The organism is Brevibacillus brevis, assembly GCF_001039275.2.
Classification (GTDB): domain Bacteria; phylum Bacillota; class Bacilli; order Brevibacillales; family Brevibacillaceae; genus Brevibacillus; species Brevibacillus brevis_C.
Genome location: NZ_CP030117.1, coordinates 3,419,499 through 3,443,337 on the forward strand (window position 1 = coordinate 3,419,499; position 23,839 = coordinate 3,443,337).

A 23,839-nucleotide genomic window follows, 5' to 3' on the forward strand; every position below is an offset into this window, starting at 1 on the left:
TAGTTAGTTCTCGATCCAGCTGTCATTATACGTCGGCATGACAGATGTCCACTTTACTCCTTTTACTCGAGAATTTAAGACAGTAAACGCCTTTTCATAATAGAGAGGGACAACATACGCTTGCTCAATCAGTTGCTTTTGTACATCCATATACACTTGCTTTCTGGCATTAGTCTGTATGGTTGTACGCCCTTTCAAAAGGAGGGCGTCCAGCTTGTCATCTTTTACACCAGACAGGTTGTAGGCACCGCTGGAATGAAAATAAAAATATAAAATATCAGGGTCATCATAGGCGCCCGATATCAACGTTACATCAAAATTACCTTTGACGACTTCCTGCATGTACCCTGCTATTTCTAGATTCTGTATCATTATGTTGATACCAGCCTCTCCCAGCATGGCTTGGAGCAATTGGGCTTCTTTGTCAAAATCTGCGGTACTGAGTAAGTTCAGACTCAGTGTTTTTCCGTCCTTTTCTCTCACACCACTTCCATTTACTTTCCAACCAGCATCGTCCAACAATTTCTTGGCTTCGTTCACATTATACGCGTACCCGTACTTTTCTAAGGATTTGTCATACCCTAGCGTCGATGGAGATAATGGCGTATGGGCTACTTCGCCTTCTCCCTTCGTAACAGCCTGGACAATGGCTTCTTTATTGACAAGCATATGAAATGCTTTACGCACCTGAATATCTTGAAACGGTGATCTCTTCAAATTCATCTCCATCAATAAGCCCAATCCAGGACGTAAGCGTTCTATCACTTGATATTTCGAATTATTCCGATAATATATCGCGTCTTTCACAGGTATTTCCGTTGCTACATCGATAGCACCACTCTCTAGCGCTGACAATCTGAGTTGGCTGTCAGCAATCGCTTTTATGACAAGCTTGTCAGCTCTTGGAGGACCTTGATTTTCATAATATGGTTCTCCCCACTGAAAAGCTTCATTTCTAACATACGTGACACCTTCGCCCGTATCCCAGCTCTCGAACTTCCACGGCCCTACTCCTACAGGACTCCTGCCGTAATCCTCCCCAGCCTTTTCAATTGTTTTCAATGATAACGGCTGTGTTACATAATTCGCTAGCGAATCGAGGAAGGCAGTATTAGGTTCGTGTAGTTCCAGAACGAGGGTCTGATCGTCTGGCGCTTTCACACTTTTTATTGGAGCCATTACTTCAGCGGCTGTTTTTGCTTTTGTCTGCGGATTAAGAGCACGATCGAAGGTTTCCTTAAAACTTTTGGCAGTCAGCGGTGTTCCATCGTGAAAGGTAATCCCGGAACGAATGGTGAAGGTCCACGTTTTGCCATCCTCAGAAATTTTATAGTCACTTGCTAGAGAGGGCTTGTATTCGTTTGAGGCAGGATCCTTATATAGCAGTGATCCACCGAGCAACCAGGTATAGACCCCAGCAGATCCAGCAGACATGTGAGCATCTAACGTATCCGGTTCATAAGGGTACGCTACTGTTATGGTTCCGCCCGTTTTGGGTTCAGCACTCTCCTGTTGCTCGGCTGGCACAGTTGTTTGCGTGCTGCAACCAACGACCAAGAACATACATAGAGTGACGAATCCCCCCCAAAAGACACTGTACGTTTTTCGCTTGTTTTTCTTCATGTGTCAGCATGCCACCTCCTACCCTTTTCTTTTTGAAAGAGCTTCCGATGATGACAGATGATTTCACCTCCTTCGCAAGCAGTAACAAAGAGTACATTACTCTTCATCCAGTTGTTGGAGCTTCCACTGTAATCCTTGGTAGAATAATTCATTTGTTTTCATATACGGTTGCAGACTAGGATACAGGATTGAGCAAATTCTTCTGAAACGTTCGAGATTTTCTGATTGGTTTGAAAGCAACCTTTCAGCAAATCGACGGAAAAATGACTGCGGGACAGGGAGTTCATCAACATCCGCAAACAGTAAGACATACTCTTGAATATTCGCCTGTACGACAGGACTGTCTGGAGTTGCATGTTGCTCCGCAGCTTTCAACAACTGTTGATGGTTTTTAAGCAATCTGGCGCTCCACATCTCCACACTGATCTTAGGCAGGTGAACTACTTCCAGGAAGGTCATAACATCCTGCTTCATCTCGCGGACAATCTGTGGATCATTAAACATTTCCTCAAACTCATCTAATGCAGCCGTTTGCGCTGCCGAAAGCTTGCCTTCCAGCAAGGAAGATACGTTAACCCCTAGTAAAAATATCTCTCGCCATTCAACCGGAAATTGTTCAGGAAAAACGGACGAAAACATTTTTTCTAAAATAAACTTTTCTCGTTCCAATGCATCTGCGGAAATGGATTCAATTAGCTCGTGCATATAGCTCAGGGAGTCATTGCCATCCTTACTCTGCTTTGTTTGTTCCAAAATAGACTTCATACTGGCAAGCGTACGCATTTGGATGTCCAAAGCTTCGATTTGCCATTCTATCGCCACATCAACAGGGGTATCTCCAGCTAACATTCTCTTAATCTCATCAATCCCAAAGTTTAAATAGCGAAGGGTTAGGATCAGTTTTAACCGCCATATTTCCTCTGCCGTATACATACGATGGCCTCCAGGAGTTATCTCAGAAGGTGAAAGCAGGCCAATTTCGTCATAATAACGAACAGTGGGTACAGAAGATCCTGTTATTTTCGCCACTTGTCCTATGGAGAACTTTTGTGTGGTGTCTAAACTGTTACTCGCCTTTCCGTACACGTTACAACACCTCCTAATCAATTATAAAACCTCAAGTAACTTGAGATTCAAGGGGCATTATGAATAAAGGGGTTACATGGGGATCTCTTTGGTCAACGTCATAAAAAATGAAGTGTCATTTGACCATGAAAAAGCCAGGTGGTTGTTGACACCTGACTTCATAAACTCATAACGCTTACATAATCGGACAGTTTGCAGTTATTCATAGAGATCAGTACTGAGATATTTAAGTCCTGAATCATTAATCGTTAACACAATATTTGCCCCTTTTTCTTTCCCTTTCAAAAGCTGTAAGGCAGCCGCAACATTTGCTCCTGAAGAAAATCCTGCGAATATTCCTTCTTTTCTTGCTAGTTCTCTAGCAACTTGTGTCGCTTCTTCATCTGTAACATGGATGTAGTCTGTAACGAAGCTCTTATCCAAAAGAGGTAAATCCATGGAATATCCCCCACCTTGGATTTTGTGATTGAGGTTAGTAGCCGCTTTACCAGAGTAGAACGGTGCGGTGTAAGGTTCAACTAAATAACACCGAATGTTGGGATTATACTTTTTTAACGTTTTCGCACAACCTGTAAAAGTGCCACCAGAACCGGCAAAATCAAGGAAAACGTCTACTTTTCCATTCGTTTGTTTCCAAATTTCTTCCCCCGTGTGAAATTCATGAGCATGAATATTGCCAATGTGATGAAATTGGTCTGCACGGAACGCATTTCTTTCTTTTGTGATTTGCTGCGCAACTTCTTCCACTTTCACAAGGTCTTCACCAGATACTTGCCCGATAGGAGAACCAGGCGCTTGGTCTACTAAAACAACTTCTGCTCCGAGAGCTTTCATCATCCTCGCTCTTTCCATTGAATTTCCTTTTGACATGACAGCAACGAATTGATACCCTTTGACTCCGCAAACAATCGCAAGCCCTGTCCCTGTATTGCCACTCGTTAACTCCACCACAGTATCATTTGGTTTTAGTATTCCAGCCTTCTCAGCCTCTTCAATGATCTGCAAGGCGATTCTATCCTTTTTGCTAAAGCCGGGATTTACATATTCCAGTTTGGCAAAAATATTTCCATCGAGATTTTCTGTTAGCCTAGAAAGACGAACCATAGGAGTGTTACCAATCGCTTGATGAACGCCTGATAAAATCGTGTTCTCCATAGACATAGCGCCTCTTTTCGTATATTTTGGACTATATAGTGTCTGCTTCAAACTATATATAGCTCGATTGTAATGTATAACGTACAGACGTACAAGATAACGCACGAACTCTATGGAGGGCATTTTATGGAAGAATTTCACACAAATATTGGAGAGAACATAAAACGTATTCGGAAAGAAAGAAACTTGAGCTTGGATAAAACTTCTGAAATAACAGGAGTTAGCAAAACAATGTTAGGACAAATCGAAAGAGGCAAGTCGGCTCCAACTATCACAACCCTTTGGAAAATAGCGAGCGGGTTGCGTTTATCCTTTTCCTCACTCGTTAGTCAGTACAAGCCGAATGTTACGATCGTAAAAAAGAAGGAAGTAAATCCGATTATTGAAAATAACGGACAGTATCGAGTATATCCACTGGTTCCCTATAATCCAGAACAACAGTTTGAGATCTTCTTGGTAACCCTTGAACCAGGATGCGAGCATATCGCAGAACCGCATTCAACAGGGGTTGAGGAATTCATTCTCGTAAATGAAGGCACGCTAGAGGTTGTTGTCAATGAACAAGTTTATATCGTTGAACCTGAGGATACTCTTATTTTTAAAGCAGACAGGCCTCACATTTATCGAAACAACGGAGACAGTATTGTAAAATGTTCCGTCGTCATTCACTACTCGAGTCAATGAAAACAAAGAGAAACCCCACTACATGTAGGGTTTCTCTTCCGTTAGATCACTAGCATATTTACCCCCATTCCTGTTTTCGCTCATGGAGCGAGCTCGCAATAATACGGTCCAGCAGTTGTGTAAAGGTCATACCTGCTGCAGCTGCACTCTTTGGAAACAGGCTGTTGGCGGTCATCCCCGGTAAGGTGTTCACTTCTAGTACGTAAGGTATATCCTGACACAAAATCATATCGACCCTTGCATAGACCTTGCACTGTAGCAGTTGGTAGCTGGCGAGCGCCGCCTCGCGCACACGCTGCCGGATAACCGGTGGAAGCTCGATCACATTCTCCTCCGCGCCGCCGTCTTCATATTTTGCTCGGTAGTCGAACCACTCTGAATGCGCCGAGCGAATGCCGATAATCGGTAGTACTTCGCCATCCAGAATCGCGCAGGTTAGCTCCGTCCCTTTCAAATAGGGCTCAATCAAGATCCCCTGATCCAAATGGCTTGCTTCCTGAACAGCCGTCAGCAGCTCTTTCTCATTTTGCACGAGCTGGACACCGATGCTGGATCCCCCCAAATTTGGCTTCACGATCACCGGGTAACCCAATTGCTCTACCGCTTGAGGATCATAAACGTCCTTCCAGTACAGACCTGCAGGCATTTGAATGCCCGCCGTCTTCAGCAGCATCTTAGACAATTGCTTATTCATGCATAGGCTGCTTGCCAGGACACCGCTTCCTGTATAGGGAATACCAAGTGTCTCCAGCGCTCCCTGCACTGTGCCATCCTCACCATATTGGCCATGCAGCGCCAACAGCGCGAAGTCAATGTCTGCCTGCTGAACCTGTGTGATTAAATCCGCTCGCTGCGTAACGACAATGGGAACTGCCTCATAGCGACTGCGATCCAAATGATTGATCATCTCTTGACCAGTCTTCAGAGAAACCTCACGCTCTGAAGAAATTCCACCCATAATGACGCCTATCTTCATGATGACACCTCATTTTTTCAAATGGTTGTGCAGTTTGGAATCGTTATGTCTCAAGAAAGCGACGTGCCTGTTTGCCGATGATCTGAATACCCCGCTCGATATTTTCATCCGTTACTCGTGAAAAACCAAGTCGCAAGGTATTCGTCCCCATTCCTTCTTGAATAAAAAATCTGTCCCCCGGTGTAAAAATGACTCCGTGTTCTGTGCAAGCTTCTAGTAGCTGGCGTGTATTTACGTCTGACGGAAAGGTAAGAAACAAATGCAAGCCCCCGTCGCCAGTTAGCTGCACCTCGGGGAGATGTGCTTCACAGCAAGCCTTCGTCAGTTCATATTTGCGCTTATATTCCATGCGGGCCTTTTTTACATATTTATCAAAATTTCCATTCAGCAAATATTGATAGAGTATCGATTGATCGATGGTAGATGTATGGATGGTTCGTGCACGCTTAATGCTTTCCAGATTGTCGATCAGGGCTTTGTCTCCAAGTACCCAGCCCACTCGCAATCCAGGAAAGAGTACCTTGGAGAAGCTACCAATATAGATGACTCCGTTACCTTGCCCTACTGTCGCGATTAATGGCGCAACATGCGCCCCCGAGTAGCGTAGCTCCTCATTGAATCCATCCTCGATCACTGGAATCTGATAGCGCATCAGTAAATTCAGAACGGCACTGCGCTTTGCTGGCGACATGACAATGCCTGTCGGATTGTGATAGGAAGGAGTCAAATAAGCCAGATCGAAGCTGGTTGTCTGCTTCTGCAATACCGCCTCTAGCTGCTCCACATCAATACCATCACTCTCCATCGGAATACCGGTTATCTCAAATCCTTGCAGCTTCAAATTCTTAATCGCTGTATGATGGGTCGGATTTTCACAAATGGCTGCCCCACGGCGAGCAGAAGGGCGCAGCGCCGACAGTACTATGTCAAAACCTTCCGTAAACCCGCTTGTAATCAGCATATCCTTGCCGCTTAAATCGACGCCCTTATTCTCCATATAACGCTTCAAGTAATCAATTAGTGGCTTGTAGCCTTTGGCATAACCGTAGTTGAGCAGTACCTGTCCTTCGATTGCCATCCGATCCATAAAGGCTCGCCTTACATCCCCCAGATCAAACAACTGCTCATCCGGCGCAATGCTTGTGAACGAAATAGCTCCTTTTTTGGTGCGAATGCCCTGCTTCATTATATCCAGCTCTGCAGCGGATACAGCATATTCGTTCATTCGTGCCTTCCAGTCGATCTGCCAGGAATCGGAGCCGTCAGCTCCTCCTTTATTCGCATCCAAATGGCCCACCATAGCGGTAACATAGCTGCCTTTGCCGGGAATCGCATACGCAAATCCGTCATCCTCCAGGCCTTCATAGGCTGCAATCACCGAATTGCGACTCACCTTTAGCAGACTGCTCATTTCTCGTGTGGAGGGCAGCTTTTGATCCACCTGAAGAGCGCCTTTGATTATTAAACGTTTGATGTATTCTTTCACTTGTATCGCGACTGGCCGGTCACTAACAAGCTTGAAATCCTGGAACATCCTTCATCGCCCCCGTCTATAATGATGGCATGAGAAACGAGAGAAAAAAAGAACCACCACACTGGATTTTTCATCCTTCTGTGGTTCCTCTGCAGGAATCAGCATCCACCCAGCGGTAAAAATGAAAGTAAAAAAGAACCCATTTTCCTAAGGGTTCCTCTTTTGTAGTCATTTTTAGTAGGCAGATAGTGAATCCTTTACCAGATGCTATCCGCTTTATGGTTGTTTTGCGCCATCACAATATATTTGTCCAATTGCTGGCTTACCCCCAAAACTACGTCACTTGTCAGACCGTGTTTACCTGCCAATTCAATCATTTGTTGTCGGAGTTGTTCGATGCTTGTTTCTAGATCCAAGTGGTGGCGACTTGCTTCTATTCCCGTGCCCCAGATCGTGCACTTGCTTTTCGGGGCACCTTCTAATTCTTTTTTCGGGGATGTTCCTAGGTGCACAGGGACATCCCTTTCTAATGAACTGGCGAGAGCTTTTATGTTAAGCACCTCCTGACATTTACAAATTATGACATTAATAAAACTATAAATGAATATGCAAGAATTTACCAACTAAGAAAAAATGGAATAGAAAAAAACATCCTATCGAAAGGATGTTTTTTTGGGGTGTCTTATCAACTATTCCTAAAAATCTGCACCATGTTGATAATTAATTACGTGTGATGTGTCAGACTTTTGGGGTTCGTAAACGATGCCACTGCTAAACCCAAACGTTAGAAGAAGTGCTAGGAGAACATATTTCATTCTTTTTCATCCTCTCTACTTATCATCTTTTTAGTGAGTGTTGATACATTGTCATACAACTAGTTTATAAATGTAGCTTCAGCCTTCTTCTCTCCAATTACAATGGCTTGATATTGGAGGATTTGTGATGGCGAGGCAAGATGGCGATATTTTTCAAACAACTGTACACATTGCAGAGCATCATAATGTCGATTCATTAAATCCGATAGAACGAAACAGTGCAGGGTTTCATTGAGTCCACTTTCAATGCGTCCCTTTGTAAAATCATATTTTGCTTTCTGATAACGATATTGGAGATGCTGAACCATATTAACCAACAATGTTCGTTCATGGAATCTAGCAATATCTTCAGAGAGGCGTAATAAAACCTCATCCACGCAAAAGTGATATTTATTAGCAGCTTCCATAATCGTAACAAGACCCGGAAGGATTTCAACAGGCTGCTCCGCTAGATAGTCGGTATATTCCTTAATGATTTCTTCATTCCCCATTAATACTTCCAGTGTGTAAAAATTCGCCTTCGCAAAGACTGCAAACCGCTCAACGATTCTTATCCCGTCTTCGTCAAGAAGTTCAAACCAATGTAAATCGGCGTATGCTTGTACATATTCTTTGGATTGGGAATAAGCGCCTTGCATCTGTAGGACTAGTCCTTTATATAAATAACCCATTCCGTAGTAGTAGACGAGCGGACGTTCTGTTTTTATCAACTCTGCCGCTCGATTTTTTCTGCGTTTTTGCAGCTTATCTTGGTAGATAATTTTGGAAAGCTCTCGTAGCTCATCTGCGTAGGTTTCTGCTTCACTCCATTTTTGCAAAGTGAAACAAACCTTCGCCAAATTTAATAAAGCGTCTAATTGATCCGTTTCTGGTAATCGCTTTCGATATGGAGAAAAGCGAATAACAGCCTTCTCATTCTCATCAGCATTTGTCCCGAGAATGGCCTGAAATAATCGGTAGTGACTCATCACAAACTGGGTAGAGTAGCTATCTTTCTCGTTCTCAATTACGTACTCATAGAATGGCACCGCCTTTCCCAGTTTCCCATCCTCATATAATTGCTCAGCTACAGTAAACAGGATGGAGATATTTTTGGGATTCTCCAACAATTGGGAGGCAACAGCTTCAATGCAATCCTTTCGTCCATTCTCAGCGCTTCGAATCAAGTAAGGTATCAATCGGGGGCGCGAAATTTTCCCTTCATATAAACATTCATCGGGATATAATTCATACATCCAACCAGGCTCGTAGCCAAACACCACAGCGAGCGCGTCTAATTGACTTATGGTGATAGCCCGAGGTGGATTCCCATTTAGAATCTCGCTCAGTGTCCCCGGATTAATACCGGTTAAATCCCCTAGTTTGCTCAATGTATAACCGCGCGCTCGCCGATGTTGTTCGATTTCTGACCGCAGCGACTGTTGCAATGTCCCTAGCAGTCCCCCCATAATGGATCACCCTTTTATTTTTCCTTTATTTTACAATCAAATGGGTTATTATGGAAGGTGCACGAAATATTTCTTTTTCATTTTAATGGTAAGATAATAAAGCTTTAGACTGACCCTCTCAATCAAAACAGCGGTAGCCATGGACCAGAAAATAAAGTCCTAGACTCCCGCTGTTTTATTGAATGAACGAACCCGTTACTTAATAAGACAAAAAATTAGGTCTATTCTTGACAAACCCCTTCGTATTCTGATATATTATTTTGCTCGCTAGACGAAGTGCAGAATTAATAATCATTACGTTAAAAATCGGGGAGGTAAGAGAAACAGTAAAAACTTTTAAAGCGAAAGAGAATCCTACTAAATATAAACCTCAAATTACCTTAGCTAAAAGGCGGATAGAAGCATTCGAAATTTCAGTGTCTCTTATTGAAAGAGAAATAAATGACCTTGATAAAAAAAGGTAATTATCAGCTTTTTCTTTGGCTCAAACTATGGTTATTTTAGAATTAAGTTTTACACCAGCCCCTAACCTCTTTCAAAGCTACTAAATCAAAATAGATGAATTCGAAAGGAGTCCATTTGGACTTCTTTAAATATTGTATAGCCATATGTAACTAAACTGGTCCATTAGTTTAATAGAGCTTATGTATCTTTATCAACTCCAGAGCGGCATACAGAATGGCTTGGCGTTAGCTAGGCTATGCTCGTCCCTTCAATCAGAAACTCCAAAATGTAAATTCAAAGAACCAATTATCGCAAGTTTTCTCTAAGTTTGCTTTCCAATCGTCAAGTGGTATCAATCGTACTTCACCTAAGTTTTTATCACCCTCCAGATTAAAGTTAAATTGGAAAGCAGTAAAAATATCCTCATGATACTCCAGTTCATTCCATTCATAATGTATACCATAGTTTTCCAACACATATTTACCTCTTGTAATAGCTTGAGCGCGCAATTCCTGCCATTTGCATAGAAGTTGAACGCTACGGTTAGCCAGATATATAAAATGTATCTGTCCTTTTCTGTTCCAGCTATGACCCGGCTATTTTTTCTCCCCTTGGTTGTCTGCTGTTGGCGTCCGGTTCGACAGTGATGCCGATTTGATCAAAAGTCTGCCCTTCGGCGAGCTGGTAGGTCAGTATTCCAGATCCGTTTTCGTCGGGCTTGAATATGCCGCCATTTTCCCTCGTGCTGTTTTTCAGCAGCCAAACCTGGTAAACCTGTGAACCTTCGACGCCGGGCAATTCGTGAACCTGCACCACCAAATTTTTCTCTGATCCCTGCTGGACAATATAGGCCATGCCGTTTGTTCCCGGGTGGCTTTGCTTGGCTGCTTTTAAGGGAATCGCCGTTAAAATTTCAATGGGAATATTTTCTGCATGGCGATTTTTTACCTGTACATTCGCGATTCCAAGGCCAATAAACGCGAGCAACAATCCGCACATGATACCGGTTGAAACTGGAGTGAACTGGCTTTTGAGCGTCATAGAGAGCTTCCTCATCTTAGTCATGAATGTTTCGGTACCGCTTTTCCTTTTTTGCTCAAAAACAAACCCCAGCACCTCGCCTTTTAGCGATTCAGGCACCTCGATTTCGGTATAATCGAACGGCAAAGCCTGCCAGGCCTGGGATAATTCCTGATATTCTTTCTTACACTCCGTACAATTCTTTAAATGTTCAGCAAAGGCCATGTGTTCGCTCTCCTTGAGCTCATTTGCTATATATGGAATTAAATGATCACAAACCCTTCTCATTTTAAATCCTCCAGTTCCAAATGCTTCCTCAATCCTTTAAGAGCCTGGTGAAGCCTGCTTTTAATCGTGCCGAGCGGCTCTTGTTCCAGCTTGGCGATCTCTGAAAGAGAATACCCTTTCCAATAAAGCAAATCGATTAATTTTCTTTGCGCCGTCGGCAATTTGTTTTTCGCCATTGCAATATCATTCGTATTTACTCGTTGCTCGACTGTATTAGCAGGGTCGGCGATCTCTTCAAGTTCCTCTTGATGGTGTTGCGTATGCCTCTTCTCTTTGCGGAGGTAGTCAATACAAATATTGCGGGTAATCGTGAGGAGCCAATTTACAAAGCTGCCTTGAGCAGGATCGTAATAGCTGTTTGTTGTCCATAGCCTCAAAAAGACCAACTGAATAATCTCTTTCGTCTTATCCTCATTCCCATTGCAAAACTTCATAACAAAGCTGTAAACAAGCTTTATATATCGATCATAGAGTTCCTCTAATGCGTGACCATTTTTTTCGTTTACCAATCGCATTAATTCCGCATCATAATTTTCTTTCATGTGGCACTCCCTGCTCTTGGATAAAAATATATTGCCATAACACTATTTTAAAAGTAAAGATGAGAACGACCGCGATTGATCGTTCCCTGGGCAGGCTTATTCAAATGCTGTTTCGCTGTTTATGACAAACCATACATCTTTTACTCCTTGTCCGTTTACATCCCCTTTTTGCAGGTCTTTTGCAAAATAATAGAGAGGAAATCCTTTGTACGTAACCTGCTTCTTCCCGTTGTCTTCTCTTATGATCGTATTGAAATCCTTTTTGTCAAAACCTTCCGGGACAGCGAAATCCTCCTGGGTAAATGCCGGCCAGTTTGCCAGGCAGTCTCCGCTGCAATTGCTTTTTCCTGCTTCGTCCTTTTTAAAGTAATACAAGGCCCTTCCCTGTGGATCCGCCAGGTACCCTCCAGCTTTCTCATTCTGCAAAAGCTGGAGGCTGACAACCGAGGCTTGTTCGGGTTGAACCGTCTCTGTTTTTACCTCCGTGCTTTTTCCGCAGGCAGCCAAAGCAAAAATAATCGAAAGTATCGCAAGGGTAAAAACTGCTTTTTTCATGTATGTTCCTCCCCGTTTTTTAGATTAAGACTCGTCCTTACTTCCAGCCCCATTTTTGAAAGATTTGGTGAGATTTTTCCGTTTTTAAATAATCAATAAATTGCTGTGCCTCTTTTTTCTGATCAGTGATTTTCGTCAAGACGATCGGCGTTCCTCGATAGAGCTTTTCTTCTTCGGGCAGTTCGACCAGGTCAGTCACATCCTGGAGCCGGTAATGCCACGATTCATAGGTAATCCAGGCGTCCAGGCTGGAATTCGATTTCCATCGTTCAATGGCTTCGGCACTCGACTTTACAGAAAGGTTAATATTTTGAGAAATGCCTTCGATCAGCCCTTTTCTGCCTGCCATGTCTTCCCACAGGCCAAGCTGGCCAGCTCCATTCACATCGATTATTTTGACTCCCTTTTTCGTTAAATCCTCCAGGCTTTCAATCTTCTTAGGATTTCCTTTCCTCACCAATATTCCTGCAGCACGCGGGTAAAGCGCCGTACGTGATTTCGTGTCGATCATTTCGGGGTGGTTAAAGATGAAGTCCTGTAGCATATACTCGGAGCCACCGAAAATAATATCTGCATCTTGCTTTGCTTGGCCGATCCAATTGCCCTCTGGTCCGGCTGTTACTTCCACCTTCATTCCTGTTTCAGCTGAAAATTGTTCAGCAGCTTCCTTGATCGGTCCAAGTGGTCCACCTGGTCCGTATACCCGGATGACTTGATCACTTTGGCTGGCATTTAATGTCGCCTGGGACGCCGACTTACCGTCCATTTGTGCATAGGCTGACATTCCGGCAGACGTAAAGACAAAGAGCAATAGAGCTGCTAGGAACACGATCTTCTTCATCATTCTTCCTCCATTTCACACATGTTTTTTCACGGTACTATCAAAGGAAACGAAGGGAGGCTGGAAACGGTTTGCTTGTAATCGCAAAATGGTAAGAAAGTTTCATAAATCTATGGAAAACTAGTCTGTGAATAAAAAAAGATCTCCGCACAACCTACGCCAACTTGGCCTGGTGTGTGGCGATCTTTTTCATGTTCTGACACGAAGCGAATTCTTGGTCTCTCGCATCTGTTTTATATACGTGAGTTTGGCATAGCAAGCTGAAAAGTTGTGCAGCTTCCTTACTCACTGGCATTTTTCATTTAATCATGCGATCGTTTACGAGGTGCGCAATGAGCGACGCAAGATTTTCCCCGTACTGTTTTTAGGAAGCTCAGCTACGAATTCGACCTGACGGGGAACTTTGTATTTCGCCAGCTTGTCACGACAAAATGCCATGATATCCTCTTGGGAAACCGCAATTTCCTTCAATGCCACAAATGCCTTGACTGCTTCGCCATGTACCTCGTCAGGAATTCCAATCACAGCGGCCTCGATAATCGCTGGGTGCTGGTAAAGCACTTCTTCTACTTCACGCGGGTACACGTTATAACCATCAACGAGAATCATGTCTTTTTTCCGATCAACGATGTACACATATCCTTCTTCATCCATACGAGCCATGTCTCCCGTATACAGCCAACCATCTCGAAGCGCCGCAGCCGTATCATCTGGCAACCCGAGGTACCCTATCATAACGTTTGGCCCATGTACAACCAGCTCGCCCACTTCTCCACGTGCGACTTCGTTTCCTTCGGGATCGACGACCTTGTTTTTCACGAGCGGGATATCGACTCCAACCGATCCTGGCTTTCTGGTCCCGTGCAATGGGTTAAACGTTGTAGCTGGAGCCGCCTCTGACAAACCGTAGCCCTCCAGTACCTTGGCATCGTATTTCGCTTCGAATTTGTGCAGGAGCTCGACGGGCATGGATGCACCTCCCGAGCAGTATATCCGGATGGAGGAGAAATCTTCTTTTGTCGCAGTCGGCAACTGTAGCAGATAGTTGTACATGGTCGGAACACCTGCAAAACATGTGGCCTTTTGCTCCTGAATCGTTTGGAGGACGTCTGCCGGATGAAATTTCGGCACAATAATAATGGCCGCTCCCGTGCGAATCGGGCCATTCATGCACACCGTCATGCAGAAGACATGAAACATCGGAAGTACCGCGACCATGCGATCTTCTGGCACCAGCTCGAACAATATCCCCATCGCTTCCGCATTCGAAGCCATATTGCGGTGGGAGAGCATCGCTCCTTTTGGCTGGCCCGTCGTACCTGATGTGTACAGGATTACAGCGAGGTCATCTTCGTTTCGTTCCGGCTCCGCGTACCCTGTCTCTGACCCTTGCCCTTCCTGTACAAGCTGATCGATCGTTATTTCATTTTCAATGGATTCCGTGTAGATGAGAAGCTGTAAATCTTCTATTTGGTCCTTCATCGGGGTTAGTACCGGCTGTAACGCGGATAAGGCAATGGCTGCCTTTGCTTTACTGTTGGTTAGAATGAAGCTAATTTCGCGCGCTGTATAGATGGGGTTCATGGGAACAACGACTGCTCCTACGCGGAGTATCGCATAGTAAGCGCTAACAAAATGGGGCCGATTATCCATGAGCAGGGCGACAGCATCCCCTTTTCCAATCCCGTGCCTGGCAAGTCCTGCCGCGAGATGTTCGACCTGCTGATTGAATTGTGCATACGTAGTCGTTTCTCCCATAAAGATGAAGGCTGGGCGATCCGAAAACTGTTTCGCGCTCTGCATGAGGCTTTCATTCAAATGATACATCACACATCTACCCCCTTTTCAGAAAATTTTAACATCTATAACCAAGCCTATAAAGTATTACTTTTAGGAAACATGGGTGATTGGCGGTGCTGATTGAATGACTTGTTCATTGCGCTTCACAAAGAGCAGGAAAAGCACGCCGCAAATGATAAAGAGCAATCCGTTGACGATCATGGCGTTGCCAAAACCAGTGCCGATATCTCCGGCTGATTGAACGATAGAGCCCGTTACCAGCGGCGAGATGATCCCTGCCAAAGTAACTAAGCTGGACAACACGCCTACCAAAAGTCCCGTGCGTTCCGGCAACAAGCTACTGACAATGACAGAGGCGGCTGTTCCTACAGAAAAAGCAAATCCTTTTCCGAGGCACAGGAGGATCAAGACAAGTGCCGTAGATTGAACAAGGGTAACACCGTAAAAGCACAGTCCCCCTAAAATAATCGAAACACCGCCAACCAGAACATATGATTTACGATAGCTGCGATGCTTTTTAAAGAAACGATCACCAATCGAAGATATCAGAATGGTCATCAGTCCAGCCAAAAGTCCCGTGCCAGCAATCGCATAGGCCATTTCCTGATTCGTAAACTGGAAAACCTTGACGAGATAGACAGGCTCCCATACGGAGGCAAACGTCGTCCCCCAAATTTGTGCAAAATAGATTAAAAAACAGAATAGAAACGTGGATGAGAGCAAGACACCGGATATATCTGACCATTTCGCTTTTGGCAAGGTGGGAGCTTCGACTTTTGCAGGAGCGACGCTGACAAGTGGTTTTTCTTTTCCAATCCATAGCCAGACCAAGAGCCATATCAGACTGAGTGCGCCCATAAACGCCCAGGAAAATCGCCATCCATAGCTATCAATTAGCGCGACAATCATCGGTGCGGAAGCAACCGCACCGACGAAAGCACCGAAGTTCACCGTTGAATAAACCAGTCCACGCTTTTCTTCAGGGAACCATTTGTTCAAATGGCTGACAACCGTTGCCCAAAATGGCCCTTCCCCTATTCCAAGCAATACCCGCGCAACGACAAGCATCGGCAAACCCGCGATCGCATAAGCGCCAAATTGGATGACTGTCCAGGACAGCGCCATGATCGCTAGCATTTTTTTCGTCCCGATGCGGTCCGATAATGCGGCGCCTACAATCCCGGCGATGGAAAAAAGCCAGAAAAAGCTGCTTCCGACAAGTCCCCATTCCTTCTCGTTCAATGAAAATTCGGTCATAATCGGCACGGCAGAATATCCCGCAATCGTTTTATCCGCATAATTGATCATGTATAGCACAAATAACATAACCATTGTGATTCTGGCCATCATGTGAATCACTCCATTTGTGTAGGAAATAGACTGCCATTGTTCCCCGCTATTTTGAAAGCCTCACGCGCCCAATTCCATCCATGATCTCAATCACTGTGCCATATGGTTCACTTAAAGTCTTGAGCCCTTCCAATATCGAGGTATCCCCGCTTAATTTCGGCCACCCCATACGATGTACAGGCAGATCAAAGCCTAATTCAATCGGATACAGCTCCAGTTCGAGCAGCTCACCATCTTGCATTTTCCACAAGGGAATAACCGACTCCCACACCTCTTTGTGCACACAGAGTCCGCGTGTGTAATTGGCACTCATCGCTTCCAGCGCATCTGCCACATTATGAGTGTGGTCGAGGCCGTAGTGCTCGTAGAAATCAGCAGGTTGACTCGTAACAGCCTCTGTCTGAAAAACAAAATCTCCCAAGCTGTAAAAGATCGGCCGATTGTTGTAGATTTCAATGCCTCGCAATAAATGTGGGCCATGTCCCACCACTGCATGTGCGCCCGCATCGATGCAAGCTTTTGCAAAAACAGGCAAAAAATCAGCCGCAACCTCTTTCGCTTCCCCCTTCATCTCATGAGCGTGAATACTCACGATAACGTAATCAGCCCTCCTGTTTGCCTCCTCAATCGTTTTGACGATTCTGTTCAGATCGCGTGGATGCGGCTGAGTAGTCGTCCCTTCTTGGTTGCTTACCATGAAACGTGCATTTCCGAAAAGAAAGACCTCCTTACCCGGATCGTTCATGAAGCCTTCCTCGATTAGAAGCTTGTTGAAGGCGTTAATGTCCGTCGCCTCCGCAATGGCTTGCAAATCAGCGAGCTTTTCTTCCGTAATGTGGTGCGTCATGACATAGCGCATCGGATTGATCCCTGGTCTGCCAATACTGTCTGAACGCTGATCTCCGGCCGCCCACCATGGATGAAAAGTCGACGTCGCAGCGATCAAGGCTACCCTGGCCCCTTCGCATTCGAGATAACGCGGCGCTCCCGCTTCAGCGAGATTTTTGCCTGCGCCAGCATGGACGAAGCCATACTCATTGAGATATCTCTCGGTTGCTTCCAGTCCCCCGTACAAATAATCGAGCGTATGGTTATTTGCCCAGCCAATCATGTTAAAGCCGTAATCTTTCATGACTTGCAAAACGGAAGGTGGAGACATCGCCCACGTGCCTCCGCTCTGCGCGCTAGGATAGCCCTCATGATCGTGTACGGTCGTCTCCAGATTCGCAATGCGTACGTCCGCACGGTGCAGCAAGCTGGATAACTCTTGAAAAGCTTGGTCCCTGTATGGCAGATTGCGTGTAATGAAGCTGTCGCCAGTCGCTGTGAACCAAATCGGCTTGGTCATTGGTAGGATTCCCCTTTCCCTTTTCTCATTTTTTCTGCTTTCAAAAGATCGAGAAGTCTTCCTCATCCTCTCCGACAAACGAGTATAGCCTCGAGCTGATTTCATCATAGTGCTGCAATCGTTTCCGGACATTTTCCGCGTCGTGGAGCATGACGCCTTTAATCAAGACATTTAGCATGGAGAATAATGTGGGCATACCGCTAGTGGCAACAGGTTGGGGTGTGGTGATTTTCAGTAGATGATCTGCGACTTGGCTGATGGGGGAGAACTCGCCTTCCGTAATCGCCAAAATTTTCGCTCCCAGCTCTTTTGCTGAATGAACCATTGCAACCGTTTCGCTGGGATGACGAGGAAATGAAATCGCAATAACCAGCCATTCTTGATCTCGTTCGGTGAGAAAATAATCGGCGTTATCAACTGCTCCCGTATACAGATGTGTGTTTCCTTTGATGGCATTCAACGCTGAGAACAGCCATTTTGCAGGAATATGGCACCAACGAAACCCTACCACTACGATTCGGTTTGCCTGCACGATGCTTTTTACCACCTCTTGAAGCAACGTGTAGTCCATTTGCTGCAAGCCTTGTTGAAGATACGCAATATCGCTTTCCATCACTTGATGCGCGTAATTGCTCAGATCGAGCGTAACCTCGGTGTCTCGATATTTCTGGATCGGCCCCTTCCTTTGGTCTCCTATTAAAAGAGACTTTTTGATTTCTTCCTGAAGCTCTGTGTATCCGGAGTAACCCAACGCATAACAAAAGCGAATGACAGTCGCTTCACTGGTATTCGTAAATTCCGCAATTTTTTTGGCGGTATGGATCGCAAGTAAGCTTGGCTTTTCTATCGCGATCTTACAGATGATTTTTTGGCTTGCTGTCAGCTTTCCATACTGCTTCCGAATCCGTTCTTTTACGAGTTGTGCCATGCCTGAAGCTCCTTTATCATTCTGATTTGTTTTAATTTTGAGAATAGTATATCCTTTGCAATAAATCACTTCAATACCTCTTAGAAAATGTAGTTCATGCTTCATTTTGCTGGATAAAGAAAAGGGACCTCCACAGTTGGAAGGCCCCTTCTCTCGTCTTTATCGTTCCGTGCTGAGACATTCATTTGATATCCAGCCGCATTCCCCTGTGCTCTCTAATTCGCACCAGCTCCATCCATTCAATAGCTTAGTTTTCATTTTAAACCAATAACTGCGTTTACTAATTCAAAGTTATAGCCCTAGTTTCTTTTAAACCAATCATAGGTTTGTTGTCTAATGCACTAAGTATTTGCTTTTCAAAATCTCTGTTCGGCCTTTTACACCATATGTTTTCAAATGAATATCTACCATCGGTAATTAAGTATCCACTCGCCTGCCCCCGTTCGGGACTTCCATCCTTGAGACGACGCCCATGCTAGGCGCACCAAAAACAGCCGATATTGCTGCAAGAGCAAATCGGCTGTCGTCATTTATTGGCGAGACACCTTGACAGCTCCCCTGTCGAAGCATCGATAAAGCTATAGCCATTCTTCCATTTGCGCTGATAGACTAATTGCGGTTCGGGAGCTCTCCTTGTCTACCCCCACCATATAAGACTCGTCAGATACTTCGATCCCGTTGCGTTTTCCGAGGAAAGTGAATGAATACGATTTATCCTCTTCCTTATCCAGCTTGTTCTTGTCTACCCACTCCGGAATATCTGCTTCAGGAGTCTCTACGATAAGCGATAGCTCCGTTAACGCCGGGTCAAGATAAGGTGCGAGTGCTGCGATCGCTTTTTTCTTCGCTTCCTCTACACTGATTTTCTGCTCTGTTTTTCGTATGGCAATGGCCTGAAGCAGTATTGCTGCTTCCATTTATGCCTTTCGAGAATGATCATCCCATATTTTGAAGAACGTGTACATGGTGAAAGTATTACGACATTGTCATATGAAATGAATGGCATTCTTTGGGCATTGAAGACTGATATTTCACGAAGGTCAGATCATTCACTACTGTTGAGAGCTACATTCCAATCAACTTGACGCATGGGACTGTACCTAGAGGCGAGCAGCTTGGTGTAGAAACCTCGATTTTCTTTAGCAGTTTGGAAAGACGTATCCTGAATTAAAAAATCAATTCCTGCCACAAAACCGGCAATATATTCACTCCATCCGGAATACGCTTGTTGTGCCAGTCTTGCAGCACTCAACATATATTCGATTGCCTGATCCTTTTGCAAGTAACCCAGTTTCAAACCAGCTCTGGATAAAAGGATACACCAAGCATAGTCATGAGCAGCAATCCCCTCTGAAGGTAGACATCTCGAATAGTAATCGACAAGAATCAACTGAGATTTCGATTGATGGTCCTCGGGTAACGCTTGAATGTATGCCGTTCGTTCTGATTCGGAAAAAGTAAATAAGAAATGACGGAGACGATTGAATTCTTCCCTCTTCCCTTCCGATATGAGCCATTTTATTGTATCAATAAGTGCGGTCTTATCTGTAATCTGTTTTTCCTTAAGAAGAAATAGGCACGTTCGTCTACTTAAATTTTCATGATATAACGCATAATAGTAGGCTCCACTTTTGCTAAAGCAAACAGACGAAAGAGCTCGCAGAAATAATCTGTGACCCTTCTGATTATATGTAAGAACGGTGGGTGCCATCGGTTCCTCCTTATTAGAATCGGACCGTTTTGTAGGTTCTGACAAACAGTCGAAGCAAAAATGCATAGAGAACTAGTAACAATACGGAATAAATCAATGCTTTAACGGGAACTTCATTAGTGACATTATGTACAACAATTAGTTTATCGACAACAAATTTGGAATCTTTGTATTTGGATCCAAAGTCTGTAATCTGTAAAACTTCCCATACATAATCAGGTAACTCTTGCGGCATTTTCACGATTGTTCCTGGCGAATCAATGAAATTACTTTTTTGTATCTGCACTGCTTGATTGGCATCTGAGACCAATAAAACGATTGATGAGTTATCAATCTTAGCAACATAAAACCATCCTGTGGGGAGAATGCTCCGAGCCCAATTACGTTGCTTACTGTAGGAAGAATTATATCGAGTACTGATAGCACCGGTTTGGGCTTTTGCTTGATACTCTGTTATTCCTAGAAAATGAACACTGGGAAGCTTTATTTGGGCGATATCAGAATAATCCAGTTGATTCAGCACCTCAGTGGAAGATAGTTCTACAGGATGAATCCTATTTTTTAGATAGGCAATAGGTGTTAATCCGGTATCATTGATGAAAGAATTAGAGAACAAAACATGTAGAAAAAGAATGAAGGATAGAGTGAATACGACACCTACTTTGGGCAACTGCATCCAAAACAGTTTCACACTGCCAAAAAAATTGGGCTTCCCAAGCTTTTTATACAATCTCTTTATGACTGATCTTCTGGTGAAAAAGGGCCTCCGCTTGGCCCGCTCCACCATCTCAGAACGGATATGTGCAAGGCTGGTTATGGCATCGATATCATTCGGAAAACTCTCCAATATCTTCAAGTAGTTCTCCTCTGCCTTCTCTAACTCACCAAGTTGAATGAGGCATTTCCCCAACAGACGCAGGGTACCCATATTGGCAGGCATACGTGAGAGGATGTACAGACATTCGTCTTTTGCTTCTACGAATTGATGGGTTTCATACCATATCCGAGATCGAATCAGATACCAATCGATGTCATCTGGATAAATACGGATTCCGTGTTCCATTGCAGCAAGAGCAGACTCCATTTCACCCATTCGAAGGAAGTATTCACCCTGTAGCCGAAGCAAGTCAGGATCATCTGAATACATCGCATATGCTTCATCAAGCGATTGACCTGCCAGTTCCAGATTGTTTTCCTTAAGTGCCTGATATGCCGTCTCCCGCTTGTTCAGAAACACATCGTAGTCTAAATCGTCTGCATGCTGTATAAAGGTATAACGAAGAGCAGGTTCATCCAATTGTCTACAATAAAAATGGTAAAACTCTTCGGTGAAATGCTCCATTCGATCATCCGGATCTTCTGTTGCTAGTTCACGCCAACGAAAACAGTATTCGATGAATTCCCAAACTCTTTTAGGGAGAAACCGATGTTCATGCAAGAAATCCAATAATGTTACTTCTACTATTTCTTTGAGCCTTACATTCCAGACAATATCGTTATTTAAAAGCTTTGACCATTGTTCATGCCTGATACGGGAAGAGAAATCAGAATACACCTCTTCAACTTGTTCCATGAATTCATCTACTGGGTCAATCTCTTCTAGTCGGTCTATAGTTTCAACTGTTAGCTCGACGGTGTTGGGAGGATTGGGCCAGATATGGATGTTGTTTTCATCGCTGAACGACGGGCCAGTTTCTTTGATTTCTCCCTTTTTCGCAGCCTTCACTGCATGGTCATATGCTTCTCTTAGCCTTTGATAGCCTTCCGGATCATCCTCTGGGTGGTGAACCTTCAGTTTTTTGGAGTAGGCTTTTTTAATCGATTGAATATCTTTTGTGGGTTCAATCCCCAGTACTTCCCACACACCCATTAGTAGTCGAACCACCCTTCTAAATGATCCAGTTGTTTTTTAAACGCTAAAGTTGCCTTTTTTATCAGTTGCTGATCTTGTGTGGCTAACACAGCTTCGAACTTTTCCAGTAAATATGCAATTTCTGTGCGCTTGTCCCCAAGGGATTCTTCATACATCCGTTCACCCCGAGCAAGCAACAATCTATTTTCGGCCCTGTCACACGGATGGATTTTGATATCTCTCAATTCGTTAAGGCCACTTGACTCGGATTGGCAAGGTGTCGCAGTTTGGCGATCATGATAAGATTTTCCCGCGCCGTTCGCCCCGATCAGCGTGACGACTTCGCCTTGACTAACTTCCAGCGAGATGCCCTTGAGCGCGTGAACATTTGTGAGAGACGGGAATCTTCAGGAGAGTGGCATGTCATCCCTGGGAAGGCGAATGAAACCGGCTTCCTTATTGGAAGATTGATCATGGAGACGGTTATACCATATTTAGGGATAAGGCGTAAATGTTTTTTTTAGTGGATGGTGGAAAGGGAGGAAAACGTTAAAGTGGTAAGATAATAACGATTAATTATGCGAACATTTTATTTAACATAAAAAAAAGTACAAAAAGTTACACTCTGTACCCTTTCAAATCCCATACAGGAAAACAACATTTCCTACAGGGGGTTTTGAGCTCTCAACATGGGTATATTTCAATCGCAGTCATATTATGCGTACATGAAGGCATATATAAAAAAGCCGCTTAACTAAACAAGCGGCTTTATGTGGCTATCTACTTCGGTCTTCTCAAATACTATCAGTTCTTACGTTGTTGTCGATGCTCATTTAGAGCATCCATCCAAATCGTAACGAGCTCCGCAAAATACTTCGTTTCAATGAACGACTCCAATTCCTCGCCAGAGTCTATACCCGCTTCTAGCTGTCCCTCAACTTATTAGTTATAAATTCGAGTATAATCCCTCCGTATTTCGGAACTGTATAAATTTCCTGTCCCTTCGGATATTTCTGTTTCCCCGGAAACAACTCGTTGTATCCTATCTAAGATTAAGTTTTTTGAAAGTTCCGATCTAACCTGGCCTGCCAAATACTCTTCCCCGTCTATGTAGAGCGGAACGAGTTGATCCACAACGATCTCAAATTCGTTTTTCTCATATCCTTTTGACAATTTGACAAATGTATACGGGCCTACCAGAACAGGCTTTCCGATGATGCCAAACTTTTCTTTGGCCTCCAAATATGCCAAGAGAGGCTTGTTCTCGGTTATGGCTGGTTGTCGTTCACCGAACTCCGGGACGATATAATGGTAGTTCGTGTTAAACCATTTCGTCATTTCGCTGGCCACAGCATCCTTCGAACCGCGAGCCATGGCGAAGTATGGGGCTAATGAAACCGGGCCTCCCTCGTATTCATAACGCTTGGGGACCATTCCAAACATCACAGCCATATCCAGCATGTGATCGTAGTACGTAAAGTCACCCACAGGGATCAGCTCGACCCCTTTTTCCACTCGCGGTTCTTCCCGATCCGTGGATATCCCAAATTGCTGCTTTTCATGACTTGAACCCGCCCAATAAAAAAGGCATCTCCAACGATCAAAAAGAACGTTAGAAATGCCAAATAAGCACTGAGATCACAGCATCCTAACACCTCCCTATCTCCCGTAGGTTAAGCAGTGTCGTCGAAACAGGCAGGTCTCCTGACTTTGGGATCATCATCTGCACATGCCTTCCCAATCCATTTGGATCAGTGGCTGATAAATGTGCCGACTCCCCTCATACAGTGGCGGGACCGTGTCGGATTCTCACCGACTTCCCTTTTCATCCTTGGTCGATCTTGCTAACCAAAGAACCTGTTCCCACTCCTATGAAATTGTCATGGTTCTGTGAAGTGC

At 44.3% G+C, this 23,839-nt stretch carries 20 protein-coding genes, 2 pseudogenes and 1 riboswitch; of the genes and pseudogenes, 1 reads left to right on the top strand and 21 read right to left on the bottom strand.

The annotated features are described in order from the left end of the window. Positions 1 to 3: 3 nt before the first annotated feature. The 3 genes from AB432_RS16305 to AB432_RS16315 all read right to left on the bottom strand — a co-directional run bounded on the left by AB432_RS16305 (position 4) and on the right by AB432_RS16315 (position 3,864). The gene (locus AB432_RS16305; protein ID WP_048033175.1) at positions 4 to 1,623 is read right to left on the bottom strand and encodes an ABC transporter substrate-binding protein; all 1,620 of its coding nucleotides are present in this window, start codon (positions 1,621 to 1,623) and stop codon (positions 4 to 6) included. Positions 1,624 to 1,719: 96 nt separating this feature from the next. Then, positions 1,720 to 2,709 (bottom strand): MerR family transcriptional regulator, encoded by a 990-nt coding sequence (locus AB432_RS16310; protein ID WP_048033176.1) that lies wholly within the window; start codon positions 2,707 to 2,709, stop codon positions 1,720 to 1,722. Positions 2,710 to 2,907: 198 nt separating this feature from the next. After that, positions 2,908 to 3,864 carry a PLP-dependent cysteine synthase family protein gene (locus AB432_RS16315; RefSeq protein WP_048033177.1) on the bottom strand — a complete coding sequence of 319 codons (957 nt, stop codon included), beginning with the start codon at positions 3,862 to 3,864 and terminating at the stop codon, positions 2,908 to 2,910. A 126-nt stretch (positions 3,865 to 3,990) separates the two neighbouring features. Between AB432_RS16315 and AB432_RS16320 the strand changes: the two genes are divergently transcribed. Next, entirely contained in the window at positions 3,991 to 4,548 is a 558-nt protein-coding gene (locus tag AB432_RS16320) for a helix-turn-helix domain-containing protein (RefSeq protein WP_048033178.1), read from the top strand. A gap of 58 nt (positions 4,549 to 4,606) precedes the next feature. On the opposite strand, the gene AB432_RS16325 is transcribed toward AB432_RS16320, so the two are convergent. The 18 genes and pseudogenes from AB432_RS16325 to AB432_RS16425 form a co-directional block, all read right to left on the bottom strand. Then, complete coding sequence (locus tag AB432_RS16325; RefSeq protein WP_048033179.1) at positions 4,607 to 5,524, bottom strand: D-alanine--D-alanine ligase; 918 nt, start codon at positions 5,522 to 5,524, stop codon at positions 4,607 to 4,609. Positions 5,525 to 5,567: 43 nt separating this feature from the next. Then, on the bottom strand, positions 5,568 to 7,058 hold the full coding sequence (locus tag AB432_RS16330; RefSeq protein ID WP_048033180.1) for an aminotransferase-like domain-containing protein: 1,491 nt from the start codon (positions 7,056 to 7,058) through the stop codon (positions 5,568 to 5,570). Between the two features lie 197 nt (positions 7,059 to 7,255). After that, on the bottom strand, positions 7,256 to 7,510 hold the full coding sequence (locus AB432_RS16335) for an aspartyl-phosphate phosphatase Spo0E family protein (RefSeq protein ID WP_082195945.1): 255 nt from the start codon (positions 7,508 to 7,510) through the stop codon (positions 7,256 to 7,258). Positions 7,511 to 7,872: 362 nt separating this feature from the next. Further along, entirely contained in the window at positions 7,873 to 9,261 is a 1,389-nt protein-coding gene (locus AB432_RS16340) for a helix-turn-helix domain-containing protein (protein ID WP_048033181.1), read from the bottom strand. 1,029 nt (positions 9,262 to 10,290) lie between these two features. Further along, on the bottom strand, positions 10,291 to 11,013 hold the full coding sequence (locus AB432_RS16355; protein WP_048033183.1) for an anti-sigma factor: 723 nt from the start codon (positions 11,011 to 11,013) through the stop codon (positions 10,291 to 10,293). Beyond that, entirely contained in the window at positions 11,010 to 11,555 is a 546-nt protein-coding gene (locus AB432_RS16360; RefSeq protein WP_048033184.1) for an RNA polymerase sigma factor, read from the bottom strand. Before AB432_RS16360 ends, AB432_RS16355 begins: the two co-directional genes overlap by 4 nt. Before the next feature lie 96 nt (positions 11,556 to 11,651). Further along, the gene (locus AB432_RS16365) at positions 11,652 to 12,110 is read right to left on the bottom strand and encodes a hypothetical protein (RefSeq protein WP_048033185.1); all 459 of its coding nucleotides are present in this window, start codon (positions 12,108 to 12,110) and stop codon (positions 11,652 to 11,654) included. Positions 12,111 to 12,147: 37 nt separating this feature from the next. Continuing rightward, the gene (locus AB432_RS16370; RefSeq protein ID WP_048033186.1) at positions 12,148 to 12,951 is read right to left on the bottom strand and encodes an extracellular solute-binding protein; all 804 of its coding nucleotides are present in this window, start codon (positions 12,949 to 12,951) and stop codon (positions 12,148 to 12,150) included. A 318-nt stretch (positions 12,952 to 13,269) separates the two neighbouring features. Then, complete coding sequence (locus AB432_RS16375) at positions 13,270 to 14,778, bottom strand: fatty acid--CoA ligase family protein (RefSeq protein WP_048033187.1); 1,509 nt, start codon at positions 14,776 to 14,778, stop codon at positions 13,270 to 13,272. 63 nt (positions 14,779 to 14,841) lie between these two features. Next, a complete protein-coding gene (locus AB432_RS16380) occupies positions 14,842 to 16,101 on the bottom strand; it encodes an MFS transporter (RefSeq protein WP_048033188.1) in 1,260 nt (419 codons plus the stop codon). A 46-nt stretch (positions 16,102 to 16,147) separates the two neighbouring features. After that, positions 16,148 to 17,449 (bottom strand): CapA family protein, encoded by a 1,302-nt coding sequence (locus AB432_RS16385; protein ID WP_048033189.1) that lies wholly within the window; start codon positions 17,447 to 17,449, stop codon positions 16,148 to 16,150. Between the two features lie 40 nt (positions 17,450 to 17,489). Continuing rightward, positions 17,490 to 18,377 carry a MurR/RpiR family transcriptional regulator gene (locus AB432_RS16390; protein ID WP_048035857.1) on the bottom strand — a complete coding sequence of 296 codons (888 nt, stop codon included), beginning with the start codon at positions 18,375 to 18,377 and terminating at the stop codon, positions 17,490 to 17,492. A gap of 578 nt (positions 18,378 to 18,955) precedes the next feature. Then, positions 18,956 to 19,294 (bottom strand): hypothetical protein, encoded by a 339-nt coding sequence (locus AB432_RS16395; protein WP_048033190.1) that lies wholly within the window; start codon positions 19,292 to 19,294, stop codon positions 18,956 to 18,958. A gap of 128 nt (positions 19,295 to 19,422) precedes the next feature. Continuing rightward, entirely contained in the window at positions 19,423 to 20,088 is a 666-nt protein-coding gene (locus tag AB432_RS16400; RefSeq protein ID WP_053079596.1) for a DUF1266 domain-containing protein, read from the bottom strand. 13 nt (positions 20,089 to 20,101) lie between these two features. Beyond that, positions 20,102 to 21,958 (bottom strand): J domain-containing protein, encoded by a 1,857-nt coding sequence (locus tag AB432_RS16405; protein ID WP_053079597.1) that lies wholly within the window; start codon positions 21,956 to 21,958, stop codon positions 20,102 to 20,104. Then, entirely contained in the window at positions 21,958 to 22,185 is a 228-nt protein-coding gene (locus tag AB432_RS16410; RefSeq protein WP_048033191.1) for a hypothetical protein, read from the bottom strand. Before AB432_RS16410 ends, AB432_RS16405 begins: the two co-directional genes overlap by 1 nt. A gap of 66 nt (positions 22,186 to 22,251) precedes the next feature. Then, positions 22,252 to 22,308 (bottom strand): annotated as a pseudogene (locus AB432_RS31530) (hypothetical protein); the annotation flags it as partial. Between the two features lie 736 nt (positions 22,309 to 23,044). Continuing rightward, a pseudogene (locus tag AB432_RS16425) lies at positions 23,045 to 23,502 on the bottom strand (5-methyltetrahydropteroyltriglutamate--homocysteine S-methyltransferase); the annotation flags it as partial. Positions 23,503 to 23,616: 114 nt separating this feature from the next. Next, a riboswitch (cobalamin riboswitch) is annotated at positions 23,617 to 23,816 on the bottom strand. Between the last annotated feature and the right edge of the window lie 23 nt (positions 23,817 to 23,839).

What these genes read in the sequence shown, in the direction of transcription:
- AB432_RS16380 (WP_048033188.1), bottom strand. Translation starts at nt 16,101, where the DNA reads ATGATGGCCAGAATCACAATGGTTATGTTATTTGTGCTATACATGATC.
- AB432_RS16320 (WP_048033178.1), top strand. Translation starts at nt 3,991, where the DNA reads ATGGAAGAATTTCACACAAATATTGGAGAGAACATAAAACGTATTCGG.
- AB432_RS16370 (WP_048033186.1), bottom strand. Translation starts at nt 12,951, where the DNA reads ATGAAGAAGATCGTGTTCCTAGCAGCTCTATTGCTCTTTGTCTTTACG.
- AB432_RS16405 (WP_053079597.1), bottom strand. Translation starts at nt 21,958, where the DNA reads ATGGGTGTGTGGGAAGTACTGGGGATTGAACCCACAAAAGATATTCAA.
- AB432_RS16340 (WP_048033181.1), bottom strand. Translation starts at nt 9,261, where the DNA reads ATGGGGGGACTGCTAGGGACATTGCAACAGTCGCTGCGGTCAGAAATC.
- AB432_RS16395 (WP_048033190.1), bottom strand. Translation starts at nt 19,294, where the DNA reads ATGGAAGCAGCAATACTGCTTCAGGCCATTGCCATACGAAAAACAGAG.
- AB432_RS16390 (WP_048035857.1), bottom strand. Translation starts at nt 18,377, where the DNA reads ATGGCACAACTCGTAAAAGAACGGATTCGGAAGCAGTATGGAAAGCTG.
- AB432_RS16325 (WP_048033179.1), bottom strand. Translation starts at nt 5,524, where the DNA reads ATGAAGATAGGCGTCATTATGGGTGGAATTTCTTCAGAGCGTGAGGTT.
- AB432_RS16365 (WP_048033185.1), bottom strand. Translation starts at nt 12,110, where the DNA reads ATGAAAAAAGCAGTTTTTACCCTTGCGATACTTTCGATTATTTTTGCT.
- AB432_RS16330 (WP_048033180.1), bottom strand. Translation starts at nt 7,058, where the DNA reads ATGTTCCAGGATTTCAAGCTTGTTAGTGACCGGCCAGTCGCGATACAA.
- AB432_RS16305 (WP_048033175.1), bottom strand. Translation starts at nt 1,623, where the DNA reads ATGAAGAAAAACAAGCGAAAAACGTACAGTGTCTTTTGGGGGGGATTC.
- AB432_RS16400 (WP_053079596.1), bottom strand. Translation starts at nt 20,088, where the DNA reads ATGGCACCCACCGTTCTTACATATAATCAGAAGGGTCACAGATTATTT.
- AB432_RS16360 (WP_048033184.1), bottom strand. Translation starts at nt 11,555, where the DNA reads ATGAAAGAAAATTATGATGCGGAATTAATGCGATTGGTAAACGAAAAA.
- AB432_RS16375 (WP_048033187.1), bottom strand. Translation starts at nt 14,778, where the DNA reads ATGTATCATTTGAATGAAAGCCTCATGCAGAGCGCGAAACAGTTTTCG.
- AB432_RS16315 (WP_048033177.1), bottom strand. Translation starts at nt 3,864, where the DNA reads ATGGAGAACACGATTTTATCAGGCGTTCATCAAGCGATTGGTAACACT.
- AB432_RS16355 (WP_048033183.1), bottom strand. Translation starts at nt 11,013, where the DNA reads ATGAGAAGGGTTTGTGATCATTTAATTCCATATATAGCAAATGAGCTC.
- AB432_RS16385 (WP_048033189.1), bottom strand. Translation starts at nt 17,449, where the DNA reads ATGACCAAGCCGATTTGGTTCACAGCGACTGGCGACAGCTTCATTACA.